Raw genomic sequence first — 19,637 nt, 5'->3', positions numbered from 1 at the left:
ACCTGAATTAACTCTTCAAATTGTAAAGTCTCATTTTGTGACACTGATTTGTGACATGTTGGAAGGATTCGTGAGGCCTGATAGGTGCCCACACCCGGGATCTTTCATAAAATATCCGCATGGAAGACACAGAGTTGTATCAGCAGTTAAAACAAGTCTGGCAAATGCTTAATGAGCCCATCTTTCGCATTAAGGATGCCGAGATTTCCGCTGCCAGTGTGCTGGTCTCTATCCTGCTGTTGATTGTGGCAATCTACGGATCGAAGCTGGTCAGTAAGATTGTGGTCAAACAGCTGTCGCGCCGACGTGTGGATAGTGGAGTGCGGGATTCGATCGCAAAATTTGTGCGTTATGCGCTGGTTGTGATGGGGGTTCTTTTTGCCCTGGATAACATGGGGATTTCGATCAGCTCTTTGGCGGCGGTGGGTGCGGTGCTGATGGTGGGGATCGGTTTTGGTTTGCAAAACGTCACCCAGAATTTTATTGCCGGTATTATATTGCTGATAGAGCGTCCGATCAAAGTCGGCGATATCATTCAGGTGGGGGAAACCTCGGGCAAGGTCATTGATATCCGTGTTCGTTCCTCGATCATCCAGACCCGGGATGAAGTCACGATCATTGTTCCCAATTCCAAGTTCATCGCCGAAGAAGTCACCAATGAAAGTCTGGCCTCGGGAAAAATCCGCCAGCATGTCAAAGTGGGCGTTGCTTATGGTTCTGATGTCGCATTGGTAAAACAAGTGCTGATTGAAGCGGCTTTGCAGCACCCGGAAGTGGTGCAGGATCCTAAACCGAATGCGTTGCTAAAGGATTTTGGTGAATCGGCTTTGATTTTTGATCTGCGCTTTTGGTGCCGCAATATCTGGAGAATTGAAACCATTACCAGCGATATCCGCACCACCATTGATGCCCGCTTTCGCGAAAATAAAATCATGGTGCCGTATCCAAGAATGGATGTGTCGCTGGTGAATCAGGAAATCACCCGGCCGAATGAAAAACGCGGCCGGGATCTGGATCAGTAAATTAAGGCTTTACGAACTTCAGGGTCATGCGATCGCTTTCGCCAATCGCTTCGTATTTTGCGCGGTCCTTGTCACCTTCGGCAAAGGATGGTGGCAAAGTCCAGACACCTTTTGGATAGTTCTTGGTGTCTTTGGGATTGGCGTTGATTTCAGACTTGGCTGCCAGTTTGAAACCGGCTGCTTCCGCCATGCGGATAACCTGTTTTTCGCTGACGTAACCGCTTTTGGATTTTCCGTCCTCTTTTTTACGGGCATCGGCACGGTGTTCAACCACACCCAATACGCCGCCTGGTTTCAGGGCATTGAAGAATGACATGAATGCGGCCTTTTCAGATCCATGAGTCATCCAGTTGTGCACGTTTCTGAAGGTCAGAACCAAGTCCGCTGAATTGTCTTCCGCGATTTTTCCCGGAGGGGCAAAGTCGTTCACAGTCACTTTCGCGGCGATTTCAGGACGGGCTTGCAGCCAATCCAGGAACTTCTGGCCACCGCCGTAAACAGACACCGGAACTGCCGCGGCAACGTACTTGCCCTTGGCAGAAAGATATGGAGCCAGGATTTCAGCATACCAGCCAGCACCCGGAGAAATTTCAACCACAGTCATTTCCGGCTTCAGACCAAAGAATTCCAAAGTCTCAACCGGGTGGCGATAAGTATCGCGGGCTTTGTTGCTTTCTGTGCGATAAGGGCTGTTCAGTGCTTCCTGAAGCGTGGTTGGCAGTGCTGGTGCCGCAGGTTTTGTTTCTTTCGGGGTTGAACTGCAGGCTGCGGTAAAGAGCAAAGGCAGCAATAGAATTGATCTCATGATGTCTCCTTTTTTGTTTTACTTAGCATGGTTTTTAGAAGTGCTATGAGGCAAACTAAAATTCACTAAGTATAGCAAACAAATCGCCCAACATCCGTTCGGTAATTCCACTGGTTTCGCGTGTTAATTATGAAGATTGGGATAACTTGAAGATTCCAGATACTTTATACCCCTAAATAAGTTATCGTCGCGGACACAAAAAAAGGATAAAAAAATGTCTTATCGATTTCTATTGCTCGAAGACGACCCTGAAATTGCGGCAATTGTTCTGAAGGGGCTTTTTGCCGAAGGTTATGAAGGTGAATGGGTGGCCAATGGTGAACGAGCCTTGGACCACATTCAAAGTCAAAAATACGACTTCATGATTTCAGATGTGTTGCTGATGGGAATAAGCGGATTTGAGGTGGTGCGCAAAGTGAAAGCCATTCACCCGGAACTTCCTGTCATTTTTCTGAGTGCGCTCAATGCCGATGAAGAACGCATCACTGGTTTATCCTGCGGGGATGAGTATTTGTGCAAACCGTTTTCGGTGACCGAACTGCTGATCCGTATTCGCAAAATAATTCAACCGCAGGAAAGTACCGCGGTTTTGACCTACGGAAATCTAAAGCTGGATCGACTGAAAAGAAAAGTGATTTGTGGAAGCAATGTAATCGAAATGCAGGAACGGGAATTCAAGCTATTGGATTTATTTCTGTCCAACCCTCATCGGATTGTCACGCGTGAGCATATTTTACGCGAAATTTGCGGGTATAATTACATTCCTACTACAAATGTTCTGGATGTTCTCATCTGTCGCCTGCGCGACAAAGTCACGGCCGGGACTGGTAAAGTGTCCATCCGGACCATTCGCGGAGTTGGATACAAGGTTTTTTTGGAATCCGTATAGACCGTTCCGGGGGCTTTGTTACGAATAGGAAATTGGCCAGATTCAAGCTTCTTTCCTCGTCCAAACGGAGTATGTTCCCAGAACTTTACAAAACAATCTTCTTTTTTTAGGAAGCAGTATGACGATCGCCAAGTTCCTCAAGGACAAGCGAACTGACGCCGCATTGACTCAACTTGAAGTCGGGCAGCGATTGGGTTTTCATAAGTCGCAGTTTATTTCCAGTCTGGAAAGGGGTACCAGCCGTCCTCCGATTGAGGTTTTGAAAAGGATGTGTGAAATCTATCAGATTCCGGAATCGGAGATGAGAAAAGCCTATGTGGACAGTGCCATCAGCACTGCCGAAAGACGTGCCAATGATGAGTGGGATAAAAACCCGCAGTAACTTGCTGTCTACTTTTTTCCAAACCAGGCACAAATCATAAAAGCCTGAAAGAAGCGAATCGGCAGTGAAATACCACTTTGCCGGATCAAATGTTCTGTTTCCTCGGGGGGAAGAACGGTCAGTATTTCTTTCAGTTGTTTCGGCAGATTTGCCAGGGACTCCGGCGTGGCCCCCATCAGGGTTTGCACAGCTTCCCACCCTTTAAGCATGGCCGGGAACTGGGGCGAATTCAGATCAAAGCTGATTTCTGCATTGACCAGAAATCCACCGTCTTTCAGACAATCCGTCATCTGTTGAAAGTAGCCGGCCCGGTCATCACGATGAACAAAGTGACTGACCAAAAGACTAACGACGGCATCAAACTTTCTGTCCTGGGGTGCATCCTGCACATATCCATGGATAAATTCGCACCGGTCTGCATAACCAGCCTTGCTCATTCTTTCACGGCAGACCTCCAGCATATTGGCTGAGGGGTCGATGCCGACAAAGTGCCATTGCGGAAAGGCTTCGGCCAGGGTCATGATTTCAGCGCCAGTACCGACCCCGACACAAAGAATCAGCGATTTTTCAGGAAGGTCTTTCAACACCAGCGTCGATAAAAAATGCAGGCAATCAGAAATGCGGCTTAATTTACTGTTGCGTTCATCATAGCGCTGGGCTGCTTCTTTATTGAAAAAGTCCTGGGTGGGTTTATTCATGACTCGACTTTATACTTTTGCTAAATTGGAGGCAAGGAGCCATCTATTCAATGAAACAGCCACTGAATGATCTTTATTGGATCGAAGATCTGCTGCCACCGGGATATGACTGTCTGCCCAAGCATGGCGGACTTGCTTACTATCTGGATATGAAGCTGGTGCTGATCCTGGTGGAACGCAAAGGCCTTTACGAACACAAAGGGGTCAGTTATCCCTTTGAGCTTTGGAACGGTTGCATCATTCCGGTGGAAAAGAAAAAGCAAAGCGCTTTCTTTTTGAAATATCTGTTTTTGGAAAATCACCCGGCGAACAAGGATTGGTTGTACATTCCCGCGCAGTCCGAGGACTTTGAAGATGAAGTCAAACAGCTGATGCGCGAAATCAGCAAAGGAAATCCCTTGCTGGGGCTGCCGGTAAAATCAACTTTATCTGAAAAAGCCGAAGGGACTTCCGCGAAGAAAACCCCGCGGAAAGCCAAGACGGATAAAAAGAAGGAAAACGCCTTCTTTTTATCCATTGCCAAAAAATCCGGAAAATAAACTTCTTATGGCAGCAAAGCCATGCGGGACTTGATTCGTCCGGCTTCCAGCTCGTGCAGCCAGTGATTCACTTCCTTCATCGGGGCTGTTTGCACCTGCGGTTTGATCTTTCCTTCCGCTATCAGTGCATAAAGCTCCTGCATTTCAACGTGGGTGCCCCAGAAGGATGCCTGCACTTTGGTTTCAAAGGTGATGGCCGTAGCCGTTGTCAGGGGCACTTGTGCAGACCCCAAACCGATCAGCAGAATGGTGCCCCCGGGTTTTACCAAGTTCTGGGCATCTTTGAATGTTGATTCAAGGCCCACAAAATCCACCACCACATCATAAGACAGGGGCTTCAGTGAAGAGATCTGCTTGGAGTTTAAAACATTCTGCACGCCAAAAGATTTGGCCATTTCCAGATTGGCATCTTTTAAATCCACGGCGGTGACCTCGGCCCCTAAAGCCAAAGCAATCTGAACACCGTTCATGCCAAGACCGCCCAAGCCAATAGCCAGCATTTTTGAACCCAGGCCGACACCGCCCTTGGTTTTGATAGCGTGATAAGGTGTTAACACTGCATCGGTCGCCACAGCCGCGACCTCTGGACTGATACCTTTAGGGACTTTCACGATATTGCGTGCGGGAACTTTCAGGTATTCAGCATAGGCACCGTCTTGTCCCAGACCGATAAAGGTTCTGCTCGGGTCATTACAAAGATTGTCGTGACCCGTGCGGCAATAGTTGCAGTGCCCACAAGGGTTGGGCCCGTGAACAGCGTAAAGATCACCGGCATTGAAAGTGCCAGTGACTTCCGAACCTTTTTCCACCACTTCACCGCAGGCTTCATGCCCCATGGTGAAGGTTTCTTTGTAAGGGACTTCGCCGTGCAGGACGTGAAGGTCAGAATGGCAAATGCCTGCCGCACGGACTTTAAGGATAACATCCAGCGGACCTGGGGTTGGTTTGGGAATATCGACAAGGGAAAGTTCTTTTTTTCCAGGGACGTATCTTGCTGCGAACATAATAGCTCCTCTGATAAACATGATTTTCCATGTAATGGTTTTAGAAGTCATTATGCAGAAACACAGAAACTTTCTCCGCCCCGGGGTGGAAAAGTTTCAATCTTGATATCGATCAAGGTTCTTAATTCAAAACACGTCCATTTTGATTTGCAAAACCGCATTTGCGGGACGGCAGGGTTCCACGGAAACTCTTGCGAATTCTGCCGTCATCATTTTGTTTAATAGCTGTATATGGAGAAACTAAAATGAGCATGAAAAAACTTTGGATCGCGTTTGGGGTTGTGGTTGTTGCCTCGTTCTCGGTTTTGATTTTCTATGGCGTCGAAATTTATCGGGAAGCACCACCAATACCCGATAAGGTTGTCACGGCCACGGGTGAAACTCTTTTCACCGGCGAAGACATTCTGAACGGTCAGAATGTGTGGCAGTCCATGGGGGGACAAGAGGTCGGATCCATCTGGGGTCACGGTGCCTATGTAGCTCCGGATTGGACGGCGGACTGGCTTCATCGCGAAGCTGTTTTCATTCTGGACAAATGGTCCAACGCGGAATTCACCAAGCCTTATGAGCAGCTGGGTGAAGAACAAAAGGCCGGTCTGGTGGCACGTCTTCAAAAAGAAATGCGCACCAATACTTACTCCAAAGAAAATGGCACTTTGACAGTCTCGGCCATTCGTAAAGAGGCGATGGAATCCAACAATGCCCACTATCGCTCTTTGTTCATGGATGATCCGGCATTGAAAAGCCTGCGTGAAGCTTATGCGATTCCGGCAAACTCGATTCGTGATCAAGATCGCATGCGCCAGATGAATGCCTTTTTCTTCTGGGCATCATGGGCGGCTGGAACAGAACGTCCCGGTCAGACGATCACTTATACGAACAACTGGCCCCCGGATAAATTAATCGGCAATGAACCCACTGGTTCCATGCTGTTGTGGACGGGTTTTAGTGTCATCATTCTGCTGGCAGGTGTAGGGGCGTTGGGACTTTATTATGCGGCTCAACGCGATGAAGATCCCGGTGTCGCCAGTCTGCCGGAAAAAGATCCTTTGCTGGGACTGAATCCAACACCTTCCATGTCAGCGACGCTGAAGTACTTCTGGGTGGTGACGGCATTGATCGTGGTGCAGGTGATTCTGGGGGCGGTGGCCGCCCACTATGCGGTGGAAGGGGATGGCTTCTATGGTATTCCGCTTTCGGACTTCCTGCCGTACTCGGTGACTCGCACCTGGCACGTGCAGATGGGTATTTTCTGGATTGCGACTTCATGGTTGGCAACGGGATTGTTCATTGGTCCTGCGATTTCGGAACATGAACCGAAATTCCAAAGATTCGGCGTTAATTTCCTTTTCATTTCTTTGCTGGTGATCGTGGTCGGTTCGATGGCGGGCCAGTGGTTCGGGGTCATGCAAAAACTGGATCTGGTGCAGAACTTCTGGTTTGGTCATCAGGGCTATGAATACGTGGATCTGGGCCGCTTCTGGCAGGCGTTCTTGTTGATTGGTCTGTTCTTGTGGTTGTTCCTGATGGTGCGCTCGGTGTGGCCGGCGTTTAAAAAGGCCCAGGAATCACGTCACTTGCTGGCGTTGTTCCTGATTTCCTGCGCAGCCATTGCTTTGTTCTATGGTGCGGGTCTGATGTGGGGACGTCACACCAATCTGGCGGTGGCTGAATACTGGAGATGGTGGGTTGTTCACTTGTGGGTTGAGGGCTTCTTCGAAGTCTTTGCAACCGTTGTTATTGCCTTCTTGTTTGTGCGCATGGGACTGGTCAACGTGAAGCTTGCTTCCAGTACAGTGCTGTTTTCGACCGTGATCTTCCTGTTCGGGGGCATTCTTGGAACTTTCCACCACCTGTACTTTACCGGAACTCCAACGGCGGTGCTTGCGTTAGGGGCGTCGTTCAGTGCGCTGGAATGTGTGCCTTTGGTGCTAATGGGCTTTGAAGCCTATCACAATCTGAAACTGGGTAAATCAACAGCATGGTTGAAAGCCTACAAGTGGCCGATTTACTGTTTCGTATCCGTGGCGTTCTGGAACTTCCTGGGTGCTGGTATCTTTGGTTTCCTGATCAATCCACCGATTGCCCTTTATTATATGCAAGGCCTGAATACGACTCCACTGCATGGTCACACTGCTTTGTTTGGGGTCTATGGTATGCTGGGGATTGGCTTGATGCTGTTTGTGCTGAAAGGCCTAGCTGCTCGTAACGAATGGCGTGACGGCGTTATCGGCTTTGCCTTCTGGAGCATCAACATCGGATTGCTGCTGATGGCGCTGTTAAGTCTGCTGCCTTTGGGGTTGCTGCAGACCATGGCCAGTGTTGAACACGGTCTATGGTACGCAAGGTCAGCAGAATTTATGCAGACGGAACTGCTGGATGTCATTCGCTGGTTGCGCGTGATTGGCGATACGGTCTTTGCTTTAGGGGCATTGGCTTTGGGTTGGTTTGTGATTGGTCTAAAAACCGGCCATTCCTTGAAAAAGACGGTGGATCTTTCCCAAACTACATATCCAAGTTCCTCACCGAAAAAACGCTAAAGTTAGCGGGGCTCTTTGTAAAGGCAAAGAGCCTCTTTGTTCTTCTCCTTTGGGGTTTCGCCTGATAGAAATTAGGTATAAAGGAATCCCGCAATGAAATCTCAAATCAAACTGGCTCTTCGAATTTTGCTTGGCGCGTTTCTGGTTTATGCAGGTTCCGGTCATTTAACCTGGCTTCGCACCGAATTTTTGGCGCAAGTGCCGAAATGGCAGCCTTTGGATCCTGATTTTGTTGTCGTGGCCTCGGGGATTGTTGAGATCCTGCTGGGTCTAAGCTTCCTGTTCCTGACCCGTTACAAAGCACAGGTCGGAGTCGTCGGGGCTTTGTTCTTTATTGCGATCTTTCCCGGGAATATCAATCAATACGTTTATCAGATCGATGCCTTTGGTTTGAATACCGACACGGCCAGACTGATTCGGTTGTTCTTTCAGCCCGTCCTGGTGGCCTGGGCCCTTTGGTGCACCGACGGCTGGAGTTATCTAAAAGCCCGCTTCGGAAAGCCCTAAAATAGTTGGCACGGTTTGAGCTAAGTGTAGGTAGTGGTGCAAAAATGGCTTAAAACTATTTTATTGGCGATTATGGGCTTTTGATAAGTCCGGGCCTTTTTGCGGCAGATCTGACTGAAAGCTTTCATCAAACCTACCACCAAGGTCAACTTGGATCCGAAGAACAAAGTTTGCTTCGCCAGTTTGATTTTTACTTGGTGCCTGGAATTTTATCTGAAGCTTTCCTGAAAGAGGACGACCGATCCTCGGTCAGTTTTGCCCGCCTGACGGGCGACTATCTGGGCGAGCAGCAAGCGCTGCTGAAGAATGTTTATAAATTCAATTCGGTCAGGCTTTCCAGCTCTTCCAAATCCGTTTCTGAAATCAAAGTAAATATCCGGGCAGCGTTGAATCAGTCCGCTGCTGCGAACAGAAAAGCGGTGTTTCTGACTCATTCTTTAGGTGGGTTGGCGCTTCTTGAGGAATTGGTGGATTCGCCAATTCACAGGGACACTGTGGCGGGGATCATGTTCTTGCAAAGCCCTTTCAAAGGCTCGCCGATTGCGGATGCGTATTTTGATAATCCAATTTATCTGGATAAACTGCTGGGCACGGTGATTCCGTTCTTTAACACTTCGCCAGACACCATTCGTTATTTGGGCATCGCCAGCCGGTCCAAGTTTATGAAAGAAAACAGCGAAGCGATCACTGCCATTACCAGTATTCCCATGATCACCGTTGGTGGGGTTGTAAACGGGCATAAAAGTTTGTTCACTCCGGCCGTCAATATTATGGCGATGGGGTGTCTGGAAAAAGTCTTTGGTCAGTGTGTGGTGCGACTTTATTCAGGACCGTATGATCTAAGTGACGGGATGGTGCCTTTTGAAAGCTCCAAACTTCCCAATGTGGATTTTGTCCGTCTGGATGGGGTCGATCACGGGGAAACTGTTGTGAATATTCCGTATCAACACTACGACAAAGCACAAACAACGACAGCGTTGCTTCGTCTGTTGCTGCCTTCGTTGAAAATTCCTTAGCGAGTGTGAACAAGGCTGTGGTCGTCAGTGACTTTCAGGCAGTTCATATTTGCGGTGTGAGCGGCTTCAATCCCCAAAACAGCGTCTTCAAAAGCCAGGCAGTCCGCCGGCGCAATTTGGATCTTTGCAGCGGCCATTAAGAAGCAATCCGGTGCGGGTTTTCCTTGAGTGTAATCCTCAGCGCACACCAAAGTGTCGAAGTACTTCTGAATACCCAATTGGTTCATCGTCAGTTCAACAATCTTGCGGCGGCTGCCGGTGACGATCGCCATGGGAATCTGCCCGTGATAGTGCTGGATGATTTCCATGACAGACTTGATAGTGGTGACGTCGCCTAAAGACGCCAGATAGTGGGCTTCTTTTTCTTTTACAAACTGTTCGGGATTGATGTCCGTCTTGTGCAGTTGGTTCATCATCTCGACGATGCGAGCCGTGGGGCGCCCGGCCCAGGACATGTGCTGATCACGGCTCAAAGACAGATCATATTTGTCCAAGGCTTTGTTCCATGCCGCCAGATGTGCTGGCATGGTGTCGGCAACGGTGCCGTCAAAGTCAAACAACAGGGCCTTAAATGATTGATCAGGAAAGAATTTATTCAGCATTCACAGAGCTTAGCACAAGATTCCATTCTATTCCATGTTTGAAGTGTTTTGAGGAAAGGTCAGTTCTTCTCCGTCTAAAGGCGCCAGCACGCGGTTTTCGATATTCAGTTTTTTACGGATGTCATACACCTGCTGTCGGCTGGTGGGGCAGTGATCCAAGGCCTCCAGGTGATTGACCAGGATGGTTCCGCCAAAAAGTTCCGAGACGGGGCCGATGTCTTGTTCGCTCATGATGATTTCGCCACCAATATCAAATTGGGCACCGCCGCCGGGCATGATCACGATGTCAGGCTGATGGGTTTTAAGGGCTTCCTTCACCGGGGGGCTCAGGGTTGAATCACCCACCACATAGACTGTGGGTTGGTTGGGAAACTTCAGTATGTATCCGTATCCATGGGCCATCATAGCTCCCACCAGGCCCCGACCATGCAGGCACGGAATCAACGTGATGGTGCCTTGGAGGAAAGGGTTGTCAGTATTTTTTTTCAGACTGGTGGCGGGAAGGCGGTATTTATCCAAATAGGATGTGTCGTCTTCCGAACATAAAATTGGAATTGAGTTTCTGCGAATCCAGCGGGCACCGGCACGGTCCAGATGATCGAAGTGGCCTTTTTGGCAGTGAGTGATCAGAACATGAGTCACTGTTTCCAACACTTCATCCGTTCCTGCGGGCAATTCCACCAAGGGATTTCTGCGACGGTTCATTGTCAGATACTTTAAGCTGGGAATGCTGCCTTGGCGAGCCAGCATCGGGTCGACCAGAATTTTTGCAAACCCATAGTCCAATAAAACAGTGGCGTTGCGGATTTGACGGATCTTCATGTGATCTCCTTGGTATGGATCTATTGTGCAGCACAGGCCTGTCTGGTAATATGTCCTAAATGGACATTAATATGTCTTTTTAGGACTTTTCCTGAAACAGGGTGTTTATGCTTAAAGTGGGGCTTTTCATTTATCCGTCGTGCATGCCAGCAGGGCTGTTTACAGGGTTGGACTTTTTGAAAGCAGCCAATACCGTGACCGGGAAAAATCTGTTTGAAGCAAAGCTTGTGGGTTTATCCAGCAGCGCCGTGACCTGTGCGCATGGAGTGAAAATTACTCCTGAATCTGCCATTCGTGATTTTGATTATGACGTTCTTATCATTCCGGGATTTTGGGCTTGGTCCGTTGAAAGTGTTCGTCGGGGAGTCGCCGCTAATAAAAATCTGCAGGAATTTTTAGACCGTGTCCCAAAAAAGAAGTCTTTGTACAGCTACTGCACTGGAAGTGTCTTTCATGCCTCTACCCAGCGACTGTCGAAAAAAAGTGCCACGGCCAGCTGGTGGCTGGCGCAGGAACTGGTAGGAGCTTTTCCAAAAGTGCAGTGGCAGTTTAATCAAATTTCCGCCGGGGATGTGAGCGACATGACTGCCGCAGGGGCCAATGGATTTTATCCGCTGTATTCCCATCTCGTGTCTCAGACTGTTGGAAGCAAGGCCTTTGCTGAAATTCAGAAGTACCTGATGACACCGGTTCAGTTCAATGCCAACAATCCATTTTATGAACTGGAAAGTCTGACAGGCCGGGAGCGCTTGGATCAAATCCGTCGTTTTGTGGAAAAGACGGCGGTTCGGGACATTCGCCTGTCGGCCGTTGCAGAAAGCCTGGGAATATCGACCAAGACTCTTTCCCGAAAGTTGCGCGAAGATGTGAACTGGACTCCGGCGCGGTTTTTCAGAATGATCAAACTTAAGCAGGCTGGGGCGCTTCTGACCTCCACTGAAAAATCAGTGAAGGAAATCTGTGACAAACTGGGATTTGATGATGAGGCACAGTTCAGAAAGGCCTTCAAGCGCTGCGTGGGGCTTACTCCTGGTGAATACAAGCGAAAGTTCCAGATCAGACGTGTTTAATTAATAGAGCCACTTGTGGATGTAGGCCGGCGTGCTCCAGATGATAACCGAGCTGAAGTAATTGATTGTTGGCTCGGCCATACCAAAGATCCCGCCGTTGATGCCGGCACAACGGTACGAACCATCCATCAGCTGCCCGCAAACGGTACTGTTGGCGATGTATATTTTCGAATACGCCCGGCCGGAATCATAAATCAACGGAGTCGGGTAGACCGTCGAGGAACCGCTTTCATTCGGTATCGACAGCAGACCTCCGCCACCCCAGCATTTTGCGACGCCGTCCGTGCGGATACCACAAGCCAGATTGTTGCTGATTGAGATGTCTGAATAGTCCGTCGCACTGTCAATTGCCTTTGGTACATTCGAGCTGGATGTGCCATCGCCCAGAGCTCCCGAACCCCAGCATTTCAACTTGTTCCCGGTTGTGATGGCGCAGGCTCTAACTTCCTCGATGCTGATTGCTTTGTACGTTTCGGTACCGTCAATGCGGGTGGGAGTGAGGTAGGTCGTGGTGTTGCCTGTACCCAACTGACCAACAGCATTGGTTCCCCAGCACTTCAAGTGATAGTCCGAGGTGATGCCGCAACCATAGTTAAAGCCCAGAGCCACATGGCGATAGTACACTCCGGCGTCAATGGTTTTGAATTCGGAAATATTTGTCGTGGTTCCGTCACCCAGTTTTCCCGTGGTGTTGGATCCTGTACAGCGCAGGACGCCGTTGGTGGTGATCGCACAAGTGGCAGAGCCACGCATGACCGCAGATGTATATGAATTGAATTTGTCGGCCACTTGTGGGGTGGAGGCGCTGCCGCCGACGGCCGCCGCAGTACCGATGGCTCCGTTGGTATTGGTGCCCCAACACTTCAAAGTGCCCAAGGTCGTGATGGCGCAGTTGTTCATTTGATCGTGCTGATAAGGTAATGCAGAGTAGTTGGATGTCGGATCCATCATCACAGGGCCGGATCTTCTGGTCACATAGGTACCATCACCGAATGAGCCTCCAGCGGATCCCCAGCAATACAGCTTACCTGTGCTGATCCCGCAAGTCTGGGCATAGCCTTCGGTATTGAGATAAGAGAACCCTAAAGAAGAGAAGTTATAAGACCCAAGGTCATTTGAGATTTTTGTGTATCCCGCATAGTAGTTGCCGTATCCAAAACCAGCGGTCGCAAAGCCACGCACATCATTTTTCAACTGACCCCAACATTTCACGGCACCTTGCAAAGTGACCCCGCAGGTTTTTTCACCCACCGTAATAGCTTTTGAATAAGCCTGACCAGCGTCAGCGGTGATTGGAGCACTGCTGTTGGTTCTGGTTCCATCTCCAAGTTGCCCTTTGTCGTTAACACCCCAGCACTGCAAAACATTGCCATCGGTGATTGCGCACGTGGTGCCTTTCGGGGTCACGGCTGTCGTATCATCATTTGTCCAAACCCAGATATAAGAAGTGGAACTGTTGATGTCCACCGGAGCCGATTTTGTCGCGGTCGTGCCGTCACCGACTTGTCCGTTGGTATTGGTGCCCCAGCAGCGCAGTCCACCGTTATCTTTGATGGCGCAGGAGTGATGAGAACCCATGGAAACAAATTTATAGTCGTTGGTGGCGTCAATGGCTGTTGGAATACCTTTGGTGACATTCGTGGTGTCCCCCAAAGCCCAAGAGGTGCCTTTACCCCAGCAATAAAGTTTTTTTCCTTCCGTGATGCCGCAGGTTCCACTGGCATTGGCAGTCACGAACTTGTAATCAGTTGTTGCGTCAACAACGGCCGGAACCTGTTGCGTGGTCGCGTAACCTGTTTGACTGTAATCACTGCGACCCCAGCATTTGATTTTTTTATCCGTCGTCAGGCCACAGGTGTGATTTTCACCGGCACTGATGGATTGGTAGGTGGTAGAGGTGTCAATCGCCACTGGAGAATAAGCCGTCGTGGTGCTGTTGTTACCCACTTGGTAATAGGTATTTTGCCCCCAGCAATAGACGTAGCCATCGGTGGTCAATGCGCAGGTGTGGTTGCGCCCGGTGGTCACCGTCGCCCAATTGGTGCCGGCGACTTGTCCTGCGGTGTCCAGATAGGTAGGCGCACTCGGACCAAGACCCAATTTTCCGGTGGCGATATTGTGCCCCCAGCAGCGCAGGCTGTTGTCACTAAGAACAACGCATCCGTGAGCAAAGTTTATTGCCAGGGAAAGGGCTGTGAGGTTTTTTTCCGCATCGGCAATAAAATACTGTGCCTGATATTTGGCGTCCATCCACACCGCCGGGGAGTTGGTGTGGGTCATGTGAACATTCATCAGACGTTCACCAGTGACCGCCGGATTGGCGGTGAAGGTGACAGGGACTGACACCGATGTCGAGCCCGCCGGGATCGTGAACGAGCCTGATGTCAAGCTGCGCTCAGAGGACGTGGCATCGCCGGTCACACGATAGTAACCAATGACATCAAAGGTTTTGGATCCGGAAAGAGTGAAGGTGATGTTTTTGGTTTCGCCTTCTTGAACTCGATTCACCAAAGGCGAGGTGATCGCCAACGTCACGACCGAGTCTTTGATCCACGAGGTCTCGGTGGCCACGGCCACATCCTGGAAGTTATTGGAGGTGTCCCCACCGATCACACATAGTGTAACCGGACCATTGGGCAAGGCGGAAACGTTATAAGCGATAGGGGCGGCAACTGCCGCTGCGGCGAAATAGCTGGCGGCCGCGCAAGTCCCTGAAGTGATGACGGCATACTTATATTGAGTGATGTTTGTTCCGGCGACAGTCACATTCAAGGTTGCGGTTGTCGAAACTCCGGTCGGGAAGCCGCTGATAGTGGACTTCAGAGCATCACGTGTCCAAGATGCGGAAGTCGAACTCATCGCGCCGTTTTCGTGATCATCAAAGCCCAGAACACAAAGGGTGTAATTGCCGACTTCTGGCAAAGCGTCCGTGATTGGGGTTGAAAGTGGATAGCTGGTTCCGGTGTATCCGCTAAGACAGTTGCCTGCTCCGCCCGGCGGGATAATGAAGTAACGATAGCTTGCCGCAGTTCCATTGACAGTCACATTCAAAGTCGGGCTGCCATTGGTCCCAGCCGGGGCTCCGGAAAGTGTCACGGCAGCAGGTGGCGTTTTATCATAGTAATAGTAGGAACTGGCTGTGACCACATTGCCATTGGCACGGGTCAGTGACAGCGTGAAGGTGTAAGGAGTCGCCGCGGTCTCTGGCAGTGAGAAGATATTATAATTCATCGTAAAGTAGCCGTCTTTACAATAGGTCGCGCCAGTGCCAGCCGCAGGTTGGCCGTCCACGGTGCCGTAAATCAGAACGCCGGATTCAGAACAGGTTCCGGTGATGGGGAACGAGGCCGCATTGTACATATTGACATAGCTTCCCGCTGGAGGACCGGTGATCGTCAATGTCGGCATCATGTTGTCGTGAATAATAAAATCCGAAAGGCACGACGATTCATTCTGAGCGGTATCACGAGTTTTAATATAAATCGTATTGGTGGTGTTGGCGGTCGCGAGGGTCCATGCTTTCGGGAAGGCCACGGTTTCCCAAGTCCCGCCGGTCAAACACAGGGCATTGTTGGTGATGTACATTTCCGTGCCCGTGGTCGTCGCCGTCAGGTTCACATTCAGGTTGGCGGTCAGTGCATCTCCGCTGTTGATGGCAACGGCTGACAACGTCGGCGCCACCGTGTCTTTCGTGAAAGAGGCTGTGACCTGAGGGGCATTGATACCCGTGGCACGTGAATGATTAACTGTAAAGCTAATGGAGCCATCCGCCGGAGAAGTCACGTTGAAGGTGGCAGTCCAGGCACCCGAGGTGCAAGTCGGTGTCTGCGCCGCAACACCTGTTGGTTGCACCGTCACGACTTTGCCGTTTTCAGAGCAGGCTCCGGAAACTGTGAACGAGGCTTTGTTGGCATTGTTAATGTAAGTTCCCGCTGATGGCGACGCCAGGGACACTGTCGGAGCGGTGGATGAATGAGTGATGGTGTCTGACAAACATGCCGTCAGGTTGCCCGCAGCATCACGGTATCTTGCATAGACCGTGTTCACGGCATCGGCGGTGGATAAGGTCCAGACTTTAAATGCAGCATAGGCCTCCCAAACACCATCGCTGGAACAGCCTGCGGTGTTGGTGATGTACATCTGGGCAGCCCCTGCGATCGAACTGTTGATGGTGGCGCTCAGACTTAGAGTGTCTGTGGCGCCATTGTTGATGCTGAAAGTTCCAGTCGGTGCCACCGTGTCTTTGGTGTAGCTGGGGGAATTGGCCGACGCCGAATTGCCCTGACTGTCAGTCAGTGTTGCCGTCAGCGTGAACGCACCTTGAGCAATGGTGGAAAGGTCCAAAATAGCTGTATAAGAAGTGCCAAGGCATGTGCCTGTGCCTGTCCAGCCGCCGGGGCCGGTAAAGGTGATGGAGCGGTTGTTCTTGTTACAAGTTCCACCGACCGTGAAGCTTGTCACGTTTGAACTGTTCACATAGGTGGCAGTGGCCGGAGTGTCGAAGGTGATTGCTGGTGGGGTGGCAAGTCCCGAATCATGAACAATCGAGTCAGTAACACAGACGGATTCATTGCCTGTGGCATCGCGGAATTTGGCATAAACCACGTTTGTGACGTCACTTGCCGCCAGTGTCCAGTTTTCAGTGGTGGCATAAGTCTGCCATGAACCACCAGCTGAACAACCTGCCGAGTTGGTGATGTACATTTCTGTGGCGTTGGTGGCGGCAATATTCAGGGTCACCGCTAAATATCCCGTGCTCGCATCATCGTTGTTGATGGTGAAGGATGTCACTGTCGGTGGCACCACGCTGCGAGGGACGTTGACCGTATCAGATCTGCTATTGAGGACTTTATCCAGATGAGTGGCCGTGATCGTGACAGGCGAACCCGTCAAACCACTGACATCCAAAGTTTTAGTGAAAGTACCGGAAGAACAATCCACCGAAGTATTGACGGTCCCGATGGCAAGGCTGACGGATTTACCGAACTCAGAACAAGTTCCTGACACCGTATAGTTTGTCTGATTCGCCAGATTGATACCTGGAGAGCTTGTAATATCAATCAGCGGTGGATCGATATCCTTTTCGATCACATAGTAAAATTCCTTGGCGGCAGCACCCGGAGCAGTCACCTTGAAAATCAGGTTTCCATTATAGATGTTTGTCAGACCGCTTAAATCCAGATTCTGCGCCCAGGTTTTGTTTGCACACGTAAATGACGTAATGGCTGGAACCGTCAGAGTGGAGACTTCAATTGAAGAGCCATTCACGCAGTTTCCATAGAACGGAACTGCGGTGTAATTGTTTTCATTGATCAGACCGTTGGTGGCGGTGTTAATGGAAAAGGCTGCCACATAGGTGATCGGTTCAGAACAGCTTGAAACAATGACTTTACCGGCGCTATCCAGTGAAAAGATGCGGAAGGTGTATTGAACACTGTCTTCTTTGGCAAAGCCGGCAGTGGCAGTGGTGTCCGTGTTGCTCAGCTGGATGCGGGGAAGGATCGGGGTGTCGCAGGTCGGGCCTTTGAAGAACAAAACTTCCTGCTGCACGAACTGAGCGTCTGCGGACGGGATCCACTTGGCTGTCAGATCGCCATTGTCCGTTAAGGCGTCTTCATCCCATAAAAGTGAACTTGCACCGGTGGCCGAAGTTAAATCAAAAAGACTCGTATCCAAAGTACAGGCTGACAAAATGAAACAAGCGGCTGCTAAAAGCAGGGACTTTCGAATAAATCGAAGTGTGAGGGTGGCTATCACGTTCCGTTGTTCCATACTATATTTATCGGGAACGGCTCACATTTTCAACAGCTGGGTTCGGCAATCCTGACATGCAAAGTGTTACGCTCAGAAGGATTGCCGGCGGAACGTCTCGGGATGAGACTCTAGGGGGCGAAACCCCCTAGGAAAGAAGTCGTAGAAGCTTGCTGCGAATGTGGTTGGCGCGCTTTTGGTCGGTGGTCAGGTTCGCGGCCTTTTCATACATCTGTTTGGCTTTGTCTGTTTTGGATTCCATGGAATAAGCGTCGGCCAGGTGTTCAGCAATGATGCTGGCAGAGGCCTGATACTCGTGTGCTTTCTCCAGTACTTGGATGGATTCAGAGAAGCGTTTTTGCTTGAACAGCACCCATCCCAAAGTATCCAGAACATAGCCGTCTTTAGGATCAAGTTCCAATGCACGACGGGCCAGTCTTTCGGCTTCAGGCAAGTGCAGATTCAGTTCGGCCAATGAAAATGCCAGATAGCTTAAGCTCTGCACATGATTGGGTTCGATTTCCAGAACCTTTTTCATTTGTGCGATCATGTTTTCTTTTTTACCCAGACGATCCAGAATCAAAGCGTGTTGGAACAGCAGCTCGACATTCTTGGAATATTTGGACAAGCCTTGTTCCAGCACCTGAGCTGCGCCCAAATAGTCCGCCTTCGCGTCCAGCAACGAAGCGTACATGGTGTACACCTGCGGTTTATCCGCGTTGGTCTGCAGGCCCTTTTTAGTGACAACCAGAGCTTGATTCAATTTGCCTTGGCCTTTCAGCAAGTGGGCTGCATGCACAATAGCTTCACTGAAATGCTTGCTTGAATGGGCGACCTGCATATAGTTGCGAATCGCATTTTCCATATCGCCGGTTTCTTCCTGAACCGCCGCCAGATAATAGCGGGCAGAGTCCGCTGAAGGATACTGGCTGACGATGTCTTTTAGTTTGGCTCCGGCCTGGTTGAAACGTTTTTGCTCAATTAACAGCAAGGCCATCTTCATTTGCACATCCAAAGAAGATTCCGAGTTTCCAGTGATTAGCTCCAACTGGGAATAGGCTTTCTCAGAATCACCTTCCTCAAGGTAAATTTGCGCGATAAGGTCGGCAACCTTAGGGCTGAAGTTTTCTTGTTTCTGATAGTCCAGACACAAGGCCAGCGCCTTGCCGCGGTTGCCTTGCTGCAGATATAGATTCGCCAGAGAAATCAAGGCATCTTCAAAGCCGGGTTTGATTTCCAGGGATTTTTTGAAGGCTTTTTCCGCCGCTTTTTGATGAACGGGGCCTTCCTGATCCAGATGGGTCAGGCCGATGTAATAGTGCACCTCGTGCGGAGTTTCGTAGCTGGCATTTTTTAGCAGCGAGTTGAAATACTGCTCTGCTTTCTTGAATTCTTTTTTATCTGCATACAAAGAACCGATGTAAATCGGAGCTTCGCTGTTTTTAGGCTGCAGACGCAAAACAGCCTGATACTGAGCGATGGCTTTGTCATAGGACTTTTCAGCAGAGTACAGTCCGCCCAATACCAAAATGGATTCGGCATTTTTTGGATCGTTGGCGACGGCTTGTTCGGCTTTTTGAATTGCCTCTTTCACCTTGCCGACCTTCAGGTATTCAGCAGACAGACGCATCTGCACCGCAGGGGAATTTGGATCCAACGCTGCGACCTTTTCAAAAAGAGCAACGGCTTGCTCGGACTTTCCTTCGCGGCTTAGGACATCACCCATAATGAAGTTATAGTCCGCCTCGGCGCGCGCATTGACGGGATCTGACTTCGCAGCGGGAATCACAAGGCTTTGTTTTTCGGGGGCGGCTGTGGTTTTTTTTGCAGGCGTGCTTGCGCAGGCTGTAAGTGTGAGCAGAAGAGCGGCACTGGCAGTCGTTTTGAAGGATGGGCGCATCAGTTCTCCTTGTCAGAGTACAGTGTAAAGAACTTTGCAGATTTATAATAAATTTGTTGAAGATCGAGCCTAAGACTGGCCCTAGATGCG

15 protein-coding genes are annotated in these 19,637 nt (G+C 50.0%); 8 read left to right on the top strand and 7 right to left on the bottom strand.

Annotation, left to right across the window (positions count from 1 at the left end):
* The first annotated feature begins 119 nt into the window (after window positions 1-119).
* Window positions 120-1,022 (top strand): mechanosensitive ion channel family protein, encoded by a 903-nt coding sequence (locus tag BDT_RS13795; RefSeq protein ID WP_015091860.1) that lies wholly within the window; start codon window positions 120-122, stop codon window positions 1,020-1,022.
* Window position 1,023: 1 nt separating this feature from the next.
* On the opposite strand, the gene BDT_RS13790 is transcribed toward BDT_RS13795, so the two are convergent.
* Window positions 1,024-1,827 (bottom strand): class I SAM-dependent methyltransferase, encoded by an 804-nt coding sequence (locus BDT_RS13790; protein ID WP_015091859.1) that lies wholly within the window; start codon window positions 1,825-1,827, stop codon window positions 1,024-1,026.
* Between the two features lie 214 nt (window positions 1,828-2,041).
* Between BDT_RS13790 and BDT_RS13785 the strand changes: the two genes are divergently transcribed.
* Together BDT_RS13785 and BDT_RS13780 are read left to right on the top strand one after the other, a co-directional pair.
* Window positions 2,042-2,716 (top strand): response regulator transcription factor, encoded by a 675-nt coding sequence (locus BDT_RS13785; RefSeq protein ID WP_015091858.1) that lies wholly within the window; start codon window positions 2,042-2,044, stop codon window positions 2,714-2,716.
* A 118-nt stretch (window positions 2,717-2,834) separates the two neighbouring features.
* The gene (locus BDT_RS13780; RefSeq protein ID WP_015091857.1) at window positions 2,835-3,098 is read left to right on the top strand and encodes a helix-turn-helix domain-containing protein; all 264 of its coding nucleotides are present in this window, start codon (window positions 2,835-2,837) and stop codon (window positions 3,096-3,098) included.
* An 8-nt stretch (window positions 3,099-3,106) separates the two neighbouring features.
* Here the strand turns inward: BDT_RS13780 and BDT_RS13775 are convergent, their stop codons facing one another.
* A complete protein-coding gene (locus tag BDT_RS13775; protein WP_015091856.1) occupies window positions 3,107-3,796 on the bottom strand; it encodes a class I SAM-dependent methyltransferase in 690 nt (229 codons plus the stop codon).
* 50 nt (window positions 3,797-3,846) lie between these two features.
* Here BDT_RS13775 and BDT_RS13770 point away from each other — a divergent pair, with 50 nt between their 5' ends.
* Window positions 3,847-4,335 carry a hypothetical protein gene (locus BDT_RS13770; protein WP_015091855.1) on the top strand — a complete coding sequence of 163 codons (489 nt, stop codon included), beginning with the start codon at window positions 3,847-3,849 and terminating at the stop codon, window positions 4,333-4,335.
* A gap of 5 nt (window positions 4,336-4,340) precedes the next feature.
* Here the strand turns inward: BDT_RS13770 and BDT_RS13765 are convergent, their stop codons facing one another.
* Window positions 4,341-5,339 carry a zinc-binding dehydrogenase gene (locus BDT_RS13765; protein WP_015091854.1) on the bottom strand — a complete coding sequence of 333 codons (999 nt, stop codon included), beginning with the start codon at window positions 5,337-5,339 and terminating at the stop codon, window positions 4,341-4,343.
* A 245-nt stretch (window positions 5,340-5,584) separates the two neighbouring features.
* Between BDT_RS13765 and BDT_RS13760 the strand changes: the two genes are divergently transcribed.
* The 3 genes from BDT_RS13760 (at window position 5,585) to BDT_RS13750 (ending at window position 9,402) form a co-directional block, all read left to right on the top strand.
* Complete coding sequence (locus BDT_RS13760) at window positions 5,585-7,879, top strand: nitric-oxide reductase large subunit (protein WP_015091853.1); 2,295 nt, start codon at window positions 5,585-5,587, stop codon at window positions 7,877-7,879.
* Window positions 7,880-7,972: 93 nt separating this feature from the next.
* Window positions 7,973-8,386 carry a DoxX family protein gene (locus BDT_RS13755; protein ID WP_015091852.1) on the top strand — a complete coding sequence of 138 codons (414 nt, stop codon included), beginning with the start codon at window positions 7,973-7,975 and terminating at the stop codon, window positions 8,384-8,386.
* A 197-nt stretch (window positions 8,387-8,583) separates the two neighbouring features.
* On the top strand, window positions 8,584-9,402 hold the full coding sequence (locus BDT_RS13750; protein ID WP_235046132.1) for a hypothetical protein: 819 nt from the start codon (window positions 8,584-8,586) through the stop codon (window positions 9,400-9,402).
* Here the strand turns inward: BDT_RS13750 and BDT_RS13745 are convergent.
* Window positions 9,399-10,004, bottom strand: coding sequence for an HAD family hydrolase (locus tag BDT_RS13745; protein WP_015091850.1), 606 nt, complete (start codon window positions 10,002-10,004; stop codon window positions 9,399-9,401). The two genes, BDT_RS13750 and BDT_RS13745, sit on opposite strands and share 4 nt — an antisense overlap.
* A 27-nt stretch (window positions 10,005-10,031) precedes the next feature.
* Window positions 10,032-10,826 (bottom strand): MBL fold metallo-hydrolase, encoded by a 795-nt coding sequence (locus tag BDT_RS13740; RefSeq protein WP_015091849.1) that lies wholly within the window; start codon window positions 10,824-10,826, stop codon window positions 10,032-10,034.
* Window positions 10,827-11,002: 176 nt separating this feature from the next.
* Here BDT_RS13740 and BDT_RS13735 point away from each other — a divergent pair, with 176 nt between their 5' ends.
* Window positions 11,003-11,896, top strand: a complete 894-nt coding sequence (locus BDT_RS13735; RefSeq protein WP_158320241.1) for a GlxA family transcriptional regulator — start codon at window positions 11,003-11,005, stop codon at window positions 11,894-11,896.
* On the opposite strand, the gene BDT_RS13730 is transcribed toward BDT_RS13735, so the two are convergent.
* Complete coding sequence (locus BDT_RS13730) at window positions 11,897-17,668, bottom strand: RTX family exoprotein (RefSeq protein ID WP_015091847.1); 5,772 nt, start codon at window positions 17,666-17,668, stop codon at window positions 11,897-11,899.
* A gap of 127 nt (window positions 17,669-17,795) precedes the next feature.
* Entirely contained in the window at window positions 17,796-19,547 is a 1,752-nt protein-coding gene (locus BDT_RS13725) for a tetratricopeptide repeat protein (RefSeq protein ID WP_015091846.1), read from the bottom strand.
* Window positions 19,548-19,637: the final 90 nt, after the last annotated feature.

It is taken from the genome of Bdellovibrio bacteriovorus str. Tiberius (assembly GCF_000317895.1).
GTDB classification, from domain to species: domain Bacteria; phylum Bdellovibrionota; class Bdellovibrionia; order Bdellovibrionales; family Bdellovibrionaceae; genus Bdellovibrio; species Bdellovibrio bacteriovorus_F.
This window is presented reverse-complemented; position numbering and strand designations above follow the sequence as displayed.